At 47.3% G+C, this 15,859-nt stretch carries 11 protein-coding genes; 8 read left to right on the top strand and 3 right to left on the bottom strand.

Annotation, left to right across the window (positions count from 1 at the left end):
• Positions 1–79: 79 nt before the first annotated feature.
• The 3 genes from IE074_RS02130 to IE074_RS02140 all read left to right on the top strand — a co-directional run bounded on the left by IE074_RS02130 (position 80) and on the right by IE074_RS02140 (position 5,018).
• Positions 80–1,075 carry a TAXI family TRAP transporter solute-binding subunit gene (locus IE074_RS02130; protein ID WP_189383795.1) on the top strand — a complete coding sequence of 332 codons (996 nt, stop codon included), beginning with the start codon at positions 80–82 and terminating at the stop codon, positions 1,073–1,075.
• Positions 1,076–1,167: 92 nt separating this feature from the next.
• On the top strand, positions 1,168–3,801 hold the full coding sequence (locus IE074_RS02135; RefSeq protein WP_189383796.1) for a TRAP transporter permease: 2,634 nt from the start codon (positions 1,168–1,170) through the stop codon (positions 3,799–3,801).
• 185 nt (positions 3,802–3,986) lie between these two features.
• A complete protein-coding gene (locus tag IE074_RS02140) occupies positions 3,987–5,018 on the top strand; it encodes an NADP-dependent oxidoreductase (RefSeq protein ID WP_373297746.1) in 1,032 nt (343 codons plus the stop codon).
• A gap of 97 nt (positions 5,019–5,115) precedes the next feature.
• Here IE074_RS02140 and lexA read toward each other — a convergent pair whose 3' ends face one another.
• Positions 5,116–5,772: a transcriptional repressor LexA gene (gene lexA, locus IE074_RS02145; protein WP_189383797.1), complete on the bottom strand. Its 657-nt coding sequence runs from the start codon at positions 5,770–5,772 to the stop codon at positions 5,116–5,118.
• Between the two features lie 80 nt (positions 5,773–5,852).
• Entirely contained in the window at positions 5,853–7,052 is a 1,200-nt protein-coding gene (locus IE074_RS02150) for an amino acid aminotransferase (RefSeq protein ID WP_189383798.1), read from the bottom strand.
• A 99-nt stretch (positions 7,053–7,151) separates the two neighbouring features.
• Here IE074_RS02150 and uvrB point away from each other — a divergent pair, with 99 nt between their 5' ends.
• Entirely contained in the window at positions 7,152–9,173 is a 2,022-nt protein-coding gene (gene uvrB / locus IE074_RS02155; RefSeq protein ID WP_189383799.1) for an excinuclease ABC subunit UvrB, read from the top strand.
• Between the two features lie 86 nt (positions 9,174–9,259).
• Here the strand turns inward: uvrB and norR are convergent, their stop codons facing one another.
• Positions 9,260–10,801 (bottom strand): nitric oxide reductase transcriptional regulator NorR, encoded by a 1,542-nt coding sequence (norR, locus tag IE074_RS02160; RefSeq protein ID WP_189383800.1) that lies wholly within the window; start codon positions 10,799–10,801, stop codon positions 9,260–9,262.
• Positions 10,802–10,953: 152 nt separating this feature from the next.
• Between norR and IE074_RS02165 the strand changes: the two genes are divergently transcribed.
• From IE074_RS02165 to IE074_RS02180, 4 genes are all read left to right on the top strand, one after another.
• Positions 10,954–11,466 carry a hemerythrin domain-containing protein gene (locus IE074_RS02165; protein ID WP_229793857.1) on the top strand — a complete coding sequence of 171 codons (513 nt, stop codon included), beginning with the start codon at positions 10,954–10,956 and terminating at the stop codon, positions 11,464–11,466.
• 71 nt (positions 11,467–11,537) lie between these two features.
• The gene (locus IE074_RS02170; protein WP_189383801.1) at positions 11,538–13,811 is read left to right on the top strand and encodes a nitric-oxide reductase large subunit; all 2,274 of its coding nucleotides are present in this window, start codon (positions 11,538–11,540) and stop codon (positions 13,809–13,811) included.
• Positions 13,812–13,995: 184 nt separating this feature from the next.
• Positions 13,996–15,225 (top strand): serine/threonine transporter SstT, encoded by a 1,230-nt coding sequence (gene sstT / locus IE074_RS02175; protein WP_189383802.1) that lies wholly within the window; start codon positions 13,996–13,998, stop codon positions 15,223–15,225.
• A gap of 136 nt (positions 15,226–15,361) precedes the next feature.
• Positions 15,362–15,859 carry a hypothetical protein gene (locus IE074_RS02180; RefSeq protein WP_189383803.1) on the top strand — a complete coding sequence of 166 codons (498 nt, stop codon included), beginning with the start codon at positions 15,362–15,364 and terminating at the stop codon, positions 15,857–15,859.

The raw sequence follows: 15,859 nt of genomic DNA on the forward strand, positions 1-15,859 counted from the left end.
TTAAGCCGTGATATTCGTGTACTATCAGGCAAATGGTTAGTATTTAGCCATTGTATTCAACATATAGCGGGGACAATTCATGAATAAACTTTTGAAAAAATCTTTAAGCAAACGCTTTGCCCTGTCAGCCAGTGCGCTGACATTGTTTTCTGTTATTGCCGCTCCGGGGGCAGCAATTGCCCAGCAAAAATTTGTCAGTATCGGTACGGGTGGTGTCACGGGTGTGTATTATGCTGCAGGTGGTGCCATTTGCCGACTGGTCAATAAAGACCGCGCCGATCATGGCTTGCGTTGCTCCGTAGAGTCAACCGGTGGTTCGGTCTTTAACGTCAATACGATTAAAGCGGGCGAACTGGACTTGGGCGTTGTGCAATCTGACGTTGGTTACAATGCCTACAAAGGCGAGGGTCAGTTCAAGGAGCCTTTTGAAAAACTGCGTTCAGTGTTTTCCATTCATCCAGAGCCGTTTACGATTCTTGCCCGCAAAGAAGCCAATATCAAGTCATTTGATGACCTGAAGGGTAAACGTTTTAACGTCGGCAACCCAGGTTCGGGTACACGTGCGTCCATGGAGCAGTTGCTTAAGGCAAAGGGCCTGGACATGACGTTCTTTTCGCTTGCCTCGGAGTTGCGACCCGATGAGCACGGTTCGGCACTGTGTGACGGCAAAATTGACGGTTTCTTTTATGGCGTAGGTCACCCTTCAGCAAATATCCAGGATCCAACCACAACTTGCGGTGCGCAATTGGTTCCCATTACCGGCCCCGAGGTTGATAAACTGGTTGAAGCCAATCCATACTACGCCAAGGTTTCCATTCCGGGTGGTCTTTATCAAAATAACCCTGACCCAACTGAAACCTATGGTGTATTGGCTACCTTCGTAAGTTCTGCCGATGTTCCCGAAGAGTCAGTGTATAACGTGGTCAAAGCCGTGTTTGACAACTTCGAGGACTTCAAAAAACTGCACCCGGCACTGGCGCATCTTAATAAAGAAGACATGGTTAAAAACGGTCTGTCTGCCCCTTTGCATCCTGGCGCTGAAAAATACTACAAAGAAAAAGGCCTGATCAAGTAATAATAATATTGTTTTTTAAGGTCACTGGTCTGGAATTTATCTTTAGAGCATTCCAACAGTGACCTTTTGTTGTATATAAATGAAGGGAAATTATGAGTACTGATATAGACGCAAAAAAAAATGCAGCACTCGAACAAATGGTCGCCGATGTTGACAGAGGTGGACGACATGTGGGCGGTGTTGCGGGTGGTGTACTGGCCGTTGGTGCGCTTATATGGTCATTTTTTCAGCTATGGTACTCTTCACCATTGCCATTTACATTCAATTTCGCTATTTTCAACGATACCGAAGCTCGTTCAATTCACTTGGGTATTGCCATATTTCTTGGTTATCTGGCCTACCCATTCAATAAAAAAGCATCCAATTACATGCCTTGGTACGATTGGGTATTTGCCATTATGGGCGGTTTTTGCGGTGCCTATCTTTATTTGTTTTATAACCAGTTGGCTATGCGCCCTGGTTTGCCAACCACGGTAGATGTGGTCTCTGCAAGTATTGGCCTGCTCCTGTTGCTGGAAGTGACCCGTCGTGCCTTGGGTGCGCCGATGACTATTTTGGGTGCGGTTTTTCTGCTGTATGTTTTTTTAGGTCCGTACCTGCCCGATGTCCTGGCCCACAGAGGAGCATCGGTAGAACGGTTGGCGTCACACATGTGGCTAACCACTGAAGGCGTTTTCGGGGTCGCGCTGGGCGTATCGGTTTCATACATTTTCATTTTTGTATTATTGGGCTCTTTGCTTGACCGCTGTGGCGCCGGCAACTATATGATGCAGGTGTCATTTGCCTTGCTGGGTCATTTACGTGGTGGCCCGGCCAAAGTGGCTGTGGTGTCATCGGCGGTTAACGGTATCGTGTCGGCGTCTTCTGTTGCGAATGTGGTAACCGGGGGTATTTTTACCATTCCGCTTATGAAAAAATCAGGTTATGGGGGGATTCGTGCCGGTGCTATTGAGACCGCCTCTTCCGTTAACGGCCAAATCATGCCACCGGTAATGGGAGCTGCTGCTTTCCTGATGATTGAATATGTCGGCATTCCTTATACCGATGTCATTAAACATGCACTTTTGCCAGCCAGTATTTCCTATGTGGCCCTGTTTTATATCGTTCACCTTGAAGCCCTGAAATTGGGTATTGAACCCATGATGAGTGCGGGCAAGCCTAAAACCGTCACGCAAAAACTGGCCGGGTGGGGTTTGGGTATTTCGGGAACACTTATCGTTATGGGCCTGGTTTACTGGATCGGCGTGGGTGTACAGCAAATAGCCGGCGCTGCCGCCATCTGGATTCTGCTTGGCCTGTTGCTGGCACTGTATGTTTGGCTTTTGCGCATTACCGCCTCACATCCCGATTTGCCAACGGAAATTGATATTGCCAATCCGGTCAGGCCGGAAGCATGGCCAACAGTGCGTGCGGGCCTGTATTTCCTGATTCCTATCGGTATTTTGGTTTGGTGCCTTAGCGTAGAACAGCTTTCAGCAGGCTTATCTGCTTTCTATGCAAGTATGTCAATGATCTTCCAGATGCTCACTCAGCATCCGATTATTGCCTGGTTCCGCAAGAAAAACCTTTCCTCCGCTGCCAAACAGGGGGTTTCAGAAACCCTGACCGGCCTAGAGGAAGGCGCTCGTAACATGATTGGTATTGCCATTGCCTGCGGTACCGCCGGGTTAATTGTGGGGGCTATTACCTTAACCGGTCTGGGACTGCGCATGACGGCTTTTGTAGAGCTGGTTTCTATGGGTAATGTGCTGGTCATGCTGTTCTTTACCGCTGCGGTTTGCCTGATCCTGGGATTAGGGATGCCAACCACGGCAAATTACATTTTGATGGCCACCCTGATGGCACCGGTTGTGGTTGAACTGGGCGCGCAAAATGGCATTATCATCCCGTTAATTGCCGTGCATATGTTTGTGTTTTATTTTGGCATTATGGCCGATATTACACCACCGGTAGGTTTGGCCACCTTTGCCGCGGCAGCCATTTCAGGGGAAGACCCGCTTAAAACAGGGGTTATGGGGGTTATCTATGCCATGCGTACCGTCATTTTGCCTTTTATCTTTATCTTTAATCCCCTGATTTTGTTAATTGGTATCGGAAGTGCGTGGGAGCTCATTCTGGTGGTTTTTGGTGCAACGCTGGCTTCGCTTACTTTTGCAGCGGCAACCATGTTCTGGTTCAGGATTAAATGCACCTGGATAGAAGTAATTTTGCTTCTGCTGGCTACTTTCCTGTTGTTCAGGCCCGATTGGTTCATGAATAAACTGGCTGATGAGTATGTATCGCGTCCCGTGACAGAACTCTATACGGTAGCGGCAGATCTGCCTGAGTCCACCCGGTTTGTGGCCGTTCTGCAGGGCTTCAGTATTGAAGGCGATGAAATTGTCAAAACAGTGGCGGTCAATTTACCAGCCCTGGTTGAAGGCGATGACCCCTCTAATAAAGAACTGGCTGGCAGGAAGCGTCTGAACGGTGCCGGACTTAATTTCATGGTATTGGGAGACCAGGTTCAGTTGGCCAGTGTCCGTTTTGGCAGCAATGCCCAGAAGTCAGGCTGGGATGCAGGGTGGGATGTACTGGAGCTTAAAGTTCCAAACCCAGCTCGTCCTTCTGAACTGTGGTTCTTTGTACCTGCGCTCATTATCATTTTGCTGGTTTGGCTGGCGCAGGGAAGAAGGATGAAAAGGTTGCCTGGCCATGCTGGCAGAGTGCATACCAGTCTGGCTTAGGTATTAAGCAGCGTCTATAAGCCCCAAATAAAACACCATATTCTATTATTTATGATCAGGATATGGTGTTTTGAATTTTATTTGCGCTTCAGACATAACTGAAAGCAGGTATCATGCTGCAAAGCAAGCAATATTTTATTCCATATTCACGAATGATTTTAACCAATTAAACAAAGGAAGTATCTATGTCCGGGTTCCCCTATATGAACAGGCAGTATCTGTTTGATAAATATCCAAATGCTGTGGTGACTTCTGATTGCTTTAAGCTGCAAGATGAGGTAATTACCCAAATTGATGATGGGGAAATCCTGGTGCGTAATCACTACTTATCCCTTGATCCCTATATGCGCGGAAGAATGAGCAAAGCCAAAAATTATGCGGCTGCGCAAGAACTGAATACAGTCATGCAAGGCGGGACAGTTGGTGAAGTGGTGGAATCAAAACATCCTGGCTTTAGGGCGGGTGAAACGGTTCTATGTACCGGAGGCTGGCAATTGTATTTCCGCGCAAGCCCTTCAACAGAGAACAACCATATACGTAAAATTGATGTTTCACGCATTCCCATGAGCGTTTACTTGGGTGCGGCAGGTATGCCAGGCATTACTGCCTGGTATGGTCTGAATAAAATACTTAACCCGAAGCCTGGCGAGACACTGGTGGTAAGTGCTGCTTCGGGCGCGGTAGGTAGTGTGGTGGGGCAACTGGCCAAACAAAAAGGATGCCGCGTTATCGGCATTGCCGGCGGCCCTGAAAAATGTGATTACGTGGTTGAAATTCTGGGTTTTGATGACTGTATTGATTACAAAGCCTACCCTGATACCGAAACCCTGTCACATGAATTGAAGCAATTGGCACCTAATGGCATCGATGCCTACTATGAGAATGTGGGCGGCTATATCATGGATGCTGTACTTGAAAATCTTAATCCGTTTGCCAGGGTAGCTATTTGTGGTCTGATTGCCGGTTATGATGGCCGCTCCATTCCGATAAACAACCCAAGAGCCATTTTGGTTTCCAGAGCAAGTATTACCGGTTTTATTGTTTCAGATCATTTGGATATTTGGCCTCAGGCACTGGCTGAATTGGCCGAAGCCGTTGCCAATGGTGTCCTTATTTTCAAGGAATCGGTAAGCATTGGGCTTGAAAGTGCTCCTGAAGCATTTTTAGGGTTGTTGCAGGGGCATAATTTTGGAAAACAATTGGTTAAGCTTGTTTGAGGATTATATTTTTTAACCTGGCTTTATGTTGAAATGGAAACAGGCATGCTCCCTGGGCTCGAAGGACCATGCCTGAATGTTTTATTTCAAGAATTAATCAATTCAGGTTGTGGGTTCTGATCAGGCCAACAGCTATACCTTCAATGGTGAATTCCTGGTTGGGACGCACAATAATGGGTGAGAAGTCGGGGTTTTCAGGTAAAAGTTCGATATGCGAGGCTTTTTTTATGAAACGTTTAACGGTTACTTCGTTTTCGATTCGAGCCACGATGACCTGACCGTTGCGTGCTTCCGGGTATTTTTTTACTGCCAGCAAGTCGCCATCAAGAATGCCGATATCTTTCATGCTTTGGCCTTTTACCTTAAGCAGGAAGTCGGGTTGTTGCATAAAGAGGGCAGGGTCCACGTTAATTTCACGATCAATGTGTTCTGCCGCAAGAATAGGATTGCCCGCTGCTACATGACCCACTACCGGTAGAAGTATTTGAGAGACTTTGTCCAGAAATGATTCTTCTGGATTGATATTGGGGCCAGGATTGGCCGTTGCCAGACGGATGCCACGGGAGGCGCCGGCCGTCAAGATAATGGCACCTTTTTTGGCCAGGGCCTTTAGATGATCTTCGGCAGCGTTGGGGGATTTGAAACCAAGTGTTTTGGCGATTTCAGCACGCGTGGGCGGGAAACCGGTTTTTTGAATATTTTGCTGGATTAGATCCAGAACCTGTTGTTGTCTTGCGGTTAGTTTAATTGTCATGCTGTATATGCCATAAAATCGGACTGTATATTCATACAGCCCGATTTTGCTTCATTTACAGCCAAAATGCAAGTGCTTGTTTATAAAACCTGTGCAATTGCCTTGGCAACGTAATCAATATTGCGGCTGTTAAGTGCGGCAACGCAGATACGGCCGCTTGATACGGCATATACACCGTGTTCATTGCGCAAGCGATCTACCTGATCTGAAGTGAGGCCAGAGTAAGAAAACATGCCGCGCTGTGAAAGGACAAAATCAAAGTTTTGTGTCACACCGTGCTCTTTCAGTTTGGCAACCAGTTGCTGGCGCATGTTACGAATGCGGTTACGCATTCCAGACAGTTCTTCCTCCCAAAGGGAAAACAATTCAGGGGAATTAAGCACACTGCTTACAATGGTCCCCCCATGGGTGGGCGGGTTAGAGTAATTGGTGCGAATGACACGCTTGACCTGGCTTAAAACGCGGGTGGACTCATCTGCGCTGCTGGTGATCAGGGTTAATGCTCCAACCCGTTCTCCGTAAAGGGAGAATGACTTGGAGAAAGAAGAGCTGATAAACATGGAGATGCCTAAATCTGCAAACAGGCGAACTACTTTTGCATCTTCCTCAAGGCCATCACCAAAACCTTGGTAAGCAATATCAAGGAAAGGGATAAGGTCTTTTTCCTGGACAAGCTGGACAATTTGTTTCCACTGCTCAAGGGTAGGATCTACACCGGTTGGATTGTGGCAGCAAGCATGCAAAACAACGATTGATTTTGCTGGCATGTTTTTGAAAGATGCCAGCATGCCTTCAAAATCCAGGCCATGGGAAGCGGCATCGTAGTAGGTATAGTTTTCGACTGTAAAACCGGCGCGCTCAAAAAGAGCACGGTGATTTTCCCAGCTTGGGTTGCTGATGAATACTTTTGAATCGGGGGTGATTTGCTTAAGGAAGTCTGCGCCAATTTTAAGGGCACCGGTTCCACCCAGGGCCTGGAAGGTGAGGGTTCGTCCTTCTTTGGTCAACGGTGACTCTTTACCCAGCAGCAGTTCCTGTGCGCCCTTGTTGTAATTCTTGAGACCTTCGATAGGCAGGTAGCCGCGTGCCGCAGCCGCTTCAATGCGGGCCACTTCTGCTTTATGCACGGCTTTCAATAAAGGAATGCGTCCTTCATCGTCATAATATACGCCTACGCCCAAATTGACTTTGGAAGAGCGGGTGTCAGCGTTATATTGTTCGTTCAGGCCAAGAATAGGGTCGCGAGGAGCCAGCTCGACAGATTCAAAAAGTGTGGTCATCTTCTGATATGCGGCGGATTTGCCGAAGTTGTTAAATAAAGAGGATAATGTATGATTGCAAGTTTGTTTTCAATCAGATCATTAAAGTAAAAGTCTAGCATGAGTGAACCAGGTTTCATAGAATATCCGGGCAGTCCTTTTAAGCTGTATCAGCCATACCCACCCGCCGGAGACCAGCCCAAGGCCATTGAGTCCTTGACTGAAGGGATTCGGGATGGTCTGATGTTTCAGACTTTGCTGGGTGTGACGGGTTCGGGGAAAACCTACACAATGGCCAATACCATCGCACAACTTGGCAGACCGGCCTTGGTTCTGGCACCCAATAAAACTCTTGCAGCACAATTATACGCTGAAATGCGCGAGTTTTTTCCGCATAATGCCGTTGAATATTTTGTTTCTTACTATGACTATTACCAGCCTGAAGCCTACGTACCTACCCGTGACCTGTTCATAGAAAAAGATTCTTCCATTAACGAGCACATAGAGCAAATGCGGCTTTCGGCAACCAAAAGCCTGCTGGAAAGGCGGGATACGGTTATTGTTGGAACCGTGTCTTGTATTTACGGTATTGGCAATCCGGCCGACTATCACGCCATGGTGCTTATTTTGCGTGCCGGAGACCGGATTCCACGGCAAGAGCTTTTGGGTAGACTGGTCGCCATGCAGTATGAGCGCAACGACGTTGATTTTGACCGGGGGGCTTTCAGGGTTCGTGGTGAGGTGATTGATATTTTCCCTGCGGAAAGTGCCGAGCTGGCTTTACGGTTAACGCTTTTTGATGATGAAATTGAAACGCTTGAGCTTTTTGATCCGCTGACGGGCAAGGTCAGGCAGAAAGTGCCGCGTTTTACGGTGTACCCCAGTTCGCATTATGTAACCCCACGCGATACGGTATTGCGTGCCATTGAAACCATCAAGGCCGAGTTGCGCGACAGGGTTCAGTTTTTTATTGATAACAATCATTTGGTAGAAGCGCAACGAATAGAGCAACGCACCCGTTTTGATATAGAAATGCTGCAGGAGTTGGGCTTTTGCAAAGGAATCGAGAACTACTCCCGACATTTGTCTGGTGCTGCCCCCGGAGAACCACCACCCACCCTGATTGATTATCTTCCTGAAGATGCACTGATGTTTTTTGACGAAAGTCACGTCATGATGGGACAGTTGCGCGCCATGTATCGCGGTGACCGCTCACGCAAGGAAACGCTGGTGCAATTCGGTTTCAGGCTTCCCTCCGCCCTTGATAACCGCCCGCTTAAAATGGAAGAATTCGAGCAACGTATGCGGCAAAGTGTTTTTGTGTCTGCCACACCGGCCGATTATGAAAAAGAGCATTCCGATAATATTGTGGAGCAGGTGGTTCGTCCGACCGGACTAATAGACCCTGTTGTTGAAGTGCGGCCGGCAAGCACACAGGTTGATGATTTGCTGGGCGAGGCAAAATTGCGCATAGCCCAGGGTGAACGGGTCTTGGTGACCACGCTAACCAAGCGCATGGCCGAAGATTTGACTGATTACCTCACCGAAAACGGGCTTAAAGTGCGTTATCTGCACTCTGATATTGATACGGTTGAGCGGGTTGAAATTATTCGGGACTTGCGCCTTGGGCATTTTGATGTGCTGGTGGGAATTAACCTTTTGCGCGAAGGACTGGATATTCCTGAAGTGTCTTTGGTTACCATTCTTGATGCAGACAAAGAAGGTTTTTTGCGTTCCGAGCGCAGCCTGATTCAAACCATTGGGCGGGCTGCACGTAACCTGAATGGCAAGGCAATTTTATACGCAGACCGAATTACTGATTCCATGCACAAAGCAATGGGTGAAACGGAAAGGCGCCGTAACAAGCAAATGAAGTATAACGAAGAGCACGGTATTACACCCAAAGGCGTTAGCAAGGCTGTCAGGGAAATGATTGATGGAGTGATTTCCAATGCCGCGCAGGCAAACCTCAATAATGAATTGGAATTCATGGATGTCATTGGTGATGAAAAATCCCTGGCCCGTGAAATCAAGCGTCTGGAAAAGCAAATGCATGATCATGCCCGTAATCTTGAGTTTGAACAGGCAGCGGCTGCACGCGATACCTTGACCCGACTCAAGCAAAGGGCTTTGTTAAGTTAAATGGATCATTCATTAACATACAGGTTTTTTTAACTTGAAAAAGGCGTTGTTATTGTCGCCTTTATGTCGTTAGCCTGCCGTTTCTGTTATTTCATCCCCAGCCGTTTAGCCATTTTGTGGAGATTGCTTGCATCCATGTCCAGTAAACGTGCTGCATTGGCCCAGTTTTGCCCGCTTTGTTCCAGGGCGGCTTGAATAAGATCGTGCTGGAAAGTCTTGAGCGCCTCATTCATGGGCTGTATGACTGGTTTTGGGCTGACGGGTGGTGTCATGACGGCAGGAGGCTGTATTTCAAGCTGACTGAATATGACTGGATGATTGTTAACGATATCCAGATACTGGGGTTCGATGCTTAAAATGCTATTTCGGGAAGCACCACTACCCAACATTTTAATCGCAGCCCTGCTGATGATATGTTCAAGTTCCCTGACATTGCCGGGCCAATCATAAGCCATTAAGGCTTGCTCGGCCTCTTTGGTCAGCCGGATACTGCGCAAGCCAAGTCTGGCCCGATTGAATTCCAGAAAATACCCTGCCAGCATCAGGATATCCTTGCCCCGTTCACGTAAGGGAGGGATATGAATGGGGTAAACCGAAAGGCGGTGATACAAGTCTACCCTGAAACTGCCATCCAGCGTACTGGCCTTGAGGTCACGATTGGTGGCTGCCACAATTCTCACATCGACTTTTTTGGATTTGTCAGCGCCCAGGCGCTGTATCTCACCATTTTGTAAGGTACGTAACAGCTTCGCCTGAATATTCAAGGATAATTCACCTACCTCATCCAGGAAAATCGTGCCTCCATGGGCAGCCTCAAAGCGACCGGGTCGCTCTGTTTCGGCACCTGAAAAAGCGCCTTTGACATGCCCGAACAATTCACTTTCCGCCAGGTTTTCGGGCAGGGCAGCACAGTTAACGTGAATCATGGGTTTGTGATTGCGTTTTGAATGGCGATGAATATGTTGGGCAAACAGGTCCTTGCCCACGCCGGTTTCGCCTAGTAGCAAAACCGGCAGGTTGGCATCGGCAATTACGTTTAGTTCTTGCATCAGTTTCCGGATAGGGTCGCTTTGCCCAATGATTTCCTGTTCAGCTTTAATGGCAGTATTTTGGCCGGAAGTGATATTAAGCTGCCGAAGGTTTTTATTGTCTTTTTCAAGTTGTGTCATGCGTATGCAGGTTTGAATCAGCAGGGCATAGCGGGCAAGAATATCAATGGACTCATCAGTAAAGGTGTCTTCTATGGCATCCAGGGTGATGGCGCCCCACGGTTTTCCTTCTATGTACAGGCTCATGCCCAGACAGTCATGAACTAACAGGGGCTCTCCGGCCCGGTCATCAAGCAAGCCATCGTAGGGGTCGGGCAAAGGGGTGTCAGGTTCGAACAGGATTGGTTCCCGTCTGGACAGGATGGCAGCAAAACGGGGGTGTTCTGCTATCTTGAAGCGACGACCAAGAGACTCATGAACCAGACCCTTGGCAGAAACCAGCTTAAGTGCATCATCATCAATGGCCAATAGACCAACCGCTCCGCAGTTGAATTGGGTTTTGATAGTCTGAACCAGTCTTTCCAGTCTTAATGCAGCTGGCAACTCATCATTCATATCGGCAAGAATGCTATATAACATGGTTTTTTTTACCCTTTTATGGTTGATTTTACCATAACTGAAAAAGGTATTATATACCATTAATTTTACAAGCCATTGATATACCACTTAAAAAAAATTTGGCACGAATATTGCTTATAGCTCTATGTGTATTTACGACAGGAGTTTGCACAATGAGCGTTCTATTAAAAAGCAAAATGGAATCGGATCATGTGCCTTCTATTCTTCAAAGACTGAAGCTTGGCAGTGAAGAGCCGGATGTGCTAATTCCGTACATCCAGATCAATTTTCATGATAAGCATCGGGCCCAGTTGCCCGCGCTGATCGAGCTGTCAAGAAAAATAGAAATGGTACATGAAGATGATCCTGAGTGTCCCGCGGGATTGGCCGATGTCCTGACAAGCATCTGGCAGGAACTGGATAGTCACATGCTGAAAGAGGAAAACGTCCTTTTTCCCATGTTGAGCAAGGGCATGAAGGATATGGCTAAGGCTCCGATTTCGGTCATGCTGCTTGAGCATGAACAGCACGAAGAAGGAGTTGACAGGTTGCTGAAATTGACCAAAAACCTGTTCTTGCCTGATAGCGCATGCGGTTCATGGGAGAAATTATATTCTGGAATAGGGGAGTTTATTGAAGATCTGCGATTGCATTTAGCGCTTGAGAATCAAGTCTTGTTTAAATAAAAGCAAATTTCTGGCTGAAGCTGGCTATTCATGAAACATAACGCCAACACAGTTAATTTAAGGAATTAAAAATGGGTAGTTATAAAAAATTATGGTGGACGCTAATCGCGATTCTTGCGGTTACGTTCAGTATTCTCGGATATTTCGGGGTTGAGGTATATCGCAATGCCCCACCTATTCCCGGAAAGGTAGTGACGGCTTCCGGTGATATTCTGTTTACCAAGGAAGATATTCTTGATGGTCAAAATGCCTGGCAAAGTGCTGGTGGCATGCAGGTTGGCTCTATTTTTGGCCACGGTGCATTACAGGCGCCCGACTGGACTTCAGATTGGCTGCATCGCGAATTGATTGCGTGGCTTGATCTGGCTTCACAGGACGAATATGGTATTCCCTATGAGCAAACCTCAGAAGAGCAAAAAGCGATTCTGAAAGTCAAGCTTAAAGCGGAGTATCGCACCAACACCTATGATCTTGAAAAAGATGAAGTGGTGGTGTCAGATCGGCGTGTAGCTGCGATGAAAGACACGGCCAATTACTATGTGTCATTGTTTGGTGACGACCCGGCACTGGATGGCTCGCGCGAAAGCTTTGCCATGAAAACCAATACACTGCCTGATGAACAAGACCGTTTTGATATGGCCAAGTTCTTCTTCTGGACCGCATGGACCGCATCGACAGAGCGTCCTGATTACAACAATGCCACTTATACCAACAACTGGCCACATGAGCCTTTGATTGATAACGTACCGACTGCTGAAAACGTTATTTGGTCAATTATCAGTGTGGTGGTCTTGATTGCCGGCGTTGGTTTCCTGGTATGGGGATGGGCTTTCCTGCACAAGGAAGATCATGAAGAGCATAAGGCACCTGCCCGTGATCCTATTACAACATTCGTTTTGACGCCATCACAAAAAGCGCTGGGCAAATATTGTATTTTGGTTGTTGCATTATTTGTTTTCCAGGTGTTTATGGGTGGTGCAGTGGCCCACTATACCGTAGAAGGTCAGACTTTCTATGGCATTGAGCTGTCAAAATGGTTCCCGTACTCACTGTTAAGAACCTGGCACCTGCAAACGGCCTTGTTCTGGATTGCAACCGGATTCCTGGCTGCTGGTTTGTTTCTGGCTCCAATCATTAATGGTGGCAAAGATCCAAAATACCAGAAACTGGGTGTCGATATTCTTTTCTGGGCACTGGTTGTCCTGGTTGTAGGCTCTTATATCGGTAACTACCTGGCAATTTCCCATATCATGCCGCGTGAACTGAACTTCTGGTTTGGTCACCAGGGTTATGAGTACCTTGAACTGGGTCGTTTCTGGCAAATCGTTAAATTCATTGGTGTGGCCTTCTGGCTGGTGCTGATGATGAATGGTGTTGTTAGCGCGCTTAAACAAAAGGGTGACAAGCATCTGCTAATCCTGTTTACCGCTTCATGTATTTGTATTGGTTTGTTCTACGGTGCCGGTTTGTTCTACGGCGAACGTTCTCACATCACCGTCATGGAATACTGGCGCTGGTGGGTAGTTCACCTGTGGGTTGAAGGCTTCTTTGAAGTGTTTGCAACCACAGCCCTGGCCTTTATTTTCTCTTCCATGGGCCTGGTTTCAAAACGTATGGCTACTGCTGCCAGCCTGGCCTCGGCATCATTATTCATGCTGGGTGGTGTTCCCGGTACTTTCCACCATATGTATTTTGCGGGTACAACCACACCTGTCATGGCCGTTGGTGCCTCTTTCAGTGCGCTTGAAGTTGTTCCATTGGTTGTCCTGGGTTATGAGGCCTGGGAAAACTGGAGGCTCAAAACCAGGGCACCCTGGATGGAAAACCTGCACTGGCCATTGGTATTCTTCATTGCTGTTGCGTTCTGGAACATGTTGGGTGCCGGTGTGTTCGGTTTCATGGTTAACCCACCTATTGCGCTGTATTACATCCAAGGTCTGAATACAACCGCGGTTCACTCTCATGCAGCCCTGTTTGGCGTCTATGGATTCCTGGCGCTTGGCTTTGTTTTACTGGTCTTGCGTTATATTCGTCCAAACATGGTATTTAGCGCCGGCCTGATGAAAACCGCTTTCTGGTGCCTGAACCTGGGTCTGGTTGGCATGATCGTAACCAGCTTGTTGCCAGTGGGTCTTATTCAGTTTCACGCCAGCCTTAGCGAAGGTATGTGGTATGCACGCGGTGAGGCTTTCCTGCAGCAGGATATTCTTGAAACCTTGCGCTGGATCCGCACCTTCAGTGACGTTGTATTTATCGTGGGTGCCCTGGCCGTTGCATGGCAGGTATTCATTGGCGTCACCGGCAAATCCGAGCAAGTTGAAGCCAAAAAGGCTTACGCTTCTTAAGTTAATATTTAACTTGATTTGATTAATGGCCCGATCCTTGGGGATCGGGCCATTATTGTTGAAATTGCGTTGATGTATTATTCAATGAATTATAAAAATATGTTAGATTTACGCATTTTCCGATTATGTTTTTTTTGAATTTAATCGGTTTTATTCTTAATTTCGTTTTTATAGGTGCTGCATCATGGACCTGGCAGGTCAGGAAACGGGAAACCCCGTCTTGAATTTTATAAAAAATGGCAGTCTTGTGCTTCAGATTGTCATTGGTCTGGTTGCGGGGATCATGCTGGCTACCATTTGGCCATCGGCTGTTTCTTCAATCAGTATTTTGGGAACCCTGTTTATCAATGCGCTTAAATCAATTGCGCCAGTCTTGGTTTTTATCCTGATTATGGCTGCCATTTCGGGCCATCGGAAAGGTACGGAAATTCAGATCAAGCCAGTGCTGCTTCTGTATGTGGCAGGAACCTTCTTTTCTGCCCTGGTTGCGGTTGTTGCCAGCCTTATGTTTCCTTCCGTGCTCAATTTGCAGATCGAATCGGCCCAGTTAACCCCCCCCGGTAACGTGCTCGAGGTGCTCAGGAATCTGGCGTTAAGTATCGCGACCAATCCTGTACAGGCTTTGCTGGAAGCAAACTATATTGGCATCCTGGCCTGGTCTATTGCCTTTGGCATGGTACTGCGTCATGCCAATAACAGCACCAAGGTTTTTATCTCTGATTTTTCTGATGCGGTGACCGCTGTGGTCAGGATGATTATCCGCTTGGCTCCGCTGGGTATCTTCGGTCTTGTGGCAACCACGATTGTTGAGTCAGGTGCTGGCGAGTTGCTTCGTTACGCACATTTATTGTTGGTATTGCTTGGTTCAATGCTGTTTGTGGCTTTGGTTGTCAATCCCGTCATTGTTTTCATCAAACTCAGGCGCAACCCATATCCTTTGGTATTCCAGTGCTTGCGTGAAAGTGGTATTACGGCCTTCTTTACCCGTAGTTCGGCGGCCAATATTCCAGTTAATATGGCCTTGTGCGAAAAGCTTGGCCTTGACAGGGAAACCTATTCAGTTTCCATTCCCTTGGGTGCAACCATTAATATGGCGGGGGCTGCCGTTACTATTACGGTACTGACTCTGGCTGCGGTAAATACCCTGAATATCAGTGTTGATTTCCCGACAATTGTGTTGCTGAGCATTGTTTCAACCGTGGCGGCATGCGGGGCATCCGGTGTGGCAGGTGGTTCCTTGCTGCTAATCCCAATGGCCTGCAGCCTGTTTGGCATTTCCAATGATGTTGCCATTCAGGTGGTGGGCGTGGGTTTTGTAATTGGTGTATTGCAGGACTCTACTGAAACAGCCCTTAACTCTTCCACCGATGTGCTGTTTACGGCTGCAGCCACGTTGCCCAAAGAACAGTCATGACAACCGGCTGCCAGTGAAGAGTGACGACCATTTTCTATTGGGGGAACTGTTCAGAGACGGTATATTGATGTAGACTTTTTCCCTTGCCACCATAAAAAGGTGGTGTACCCTGTTTGTATTACTCAAAAGCACTCTTATGCATTTTTCACAGTCCTCAAAAGTTCTTATAGGTATTATTCTTGTTTTTACCGTTGCCTCGGTGGTTATCGTTGGCAGGCTGGAAACACATTATGCTTCAGAGGCTGTGAAAATGCAGCAGGCTTCCGCAAAACACAATGAGGCCATTATCAACTCATTGACCAACATGACCCAAAACGTCAGTTTTTCTAAAGAAGAGCCTGCCATGATTTATACCGGTTATATCATGGGGGCAGGGTATTCGGCTTATCAGTTTCGGGCTACGCAAGACCAGACATTACGGGTCAATCTGAAAGGGGATGATTTTCTGGATATTGTTTTATTTGGTCCAGAGACTAAAATCCTGGAGCGGGATACCGATTTCATCATTCCTGTTGAGGGGCTTTACGAACTGCGGGTCATGTTCAAGGAAAATATGGAAATCCAGCAGGAAAAGGCCGCGCTTGACAATATAGCGCAGGCAGTTCCCTATACCATCACATTAACCCTGAAATAG

It is taken from the genome of Advenella faeciporci (assembly GCF_014652395.1).
GTDB lineage: Bacteria > Pseudomonadota > Gammaproteobacteria > Burkholderiales > Burkholderiaceae_B > Advenella > Advenella faeciporci.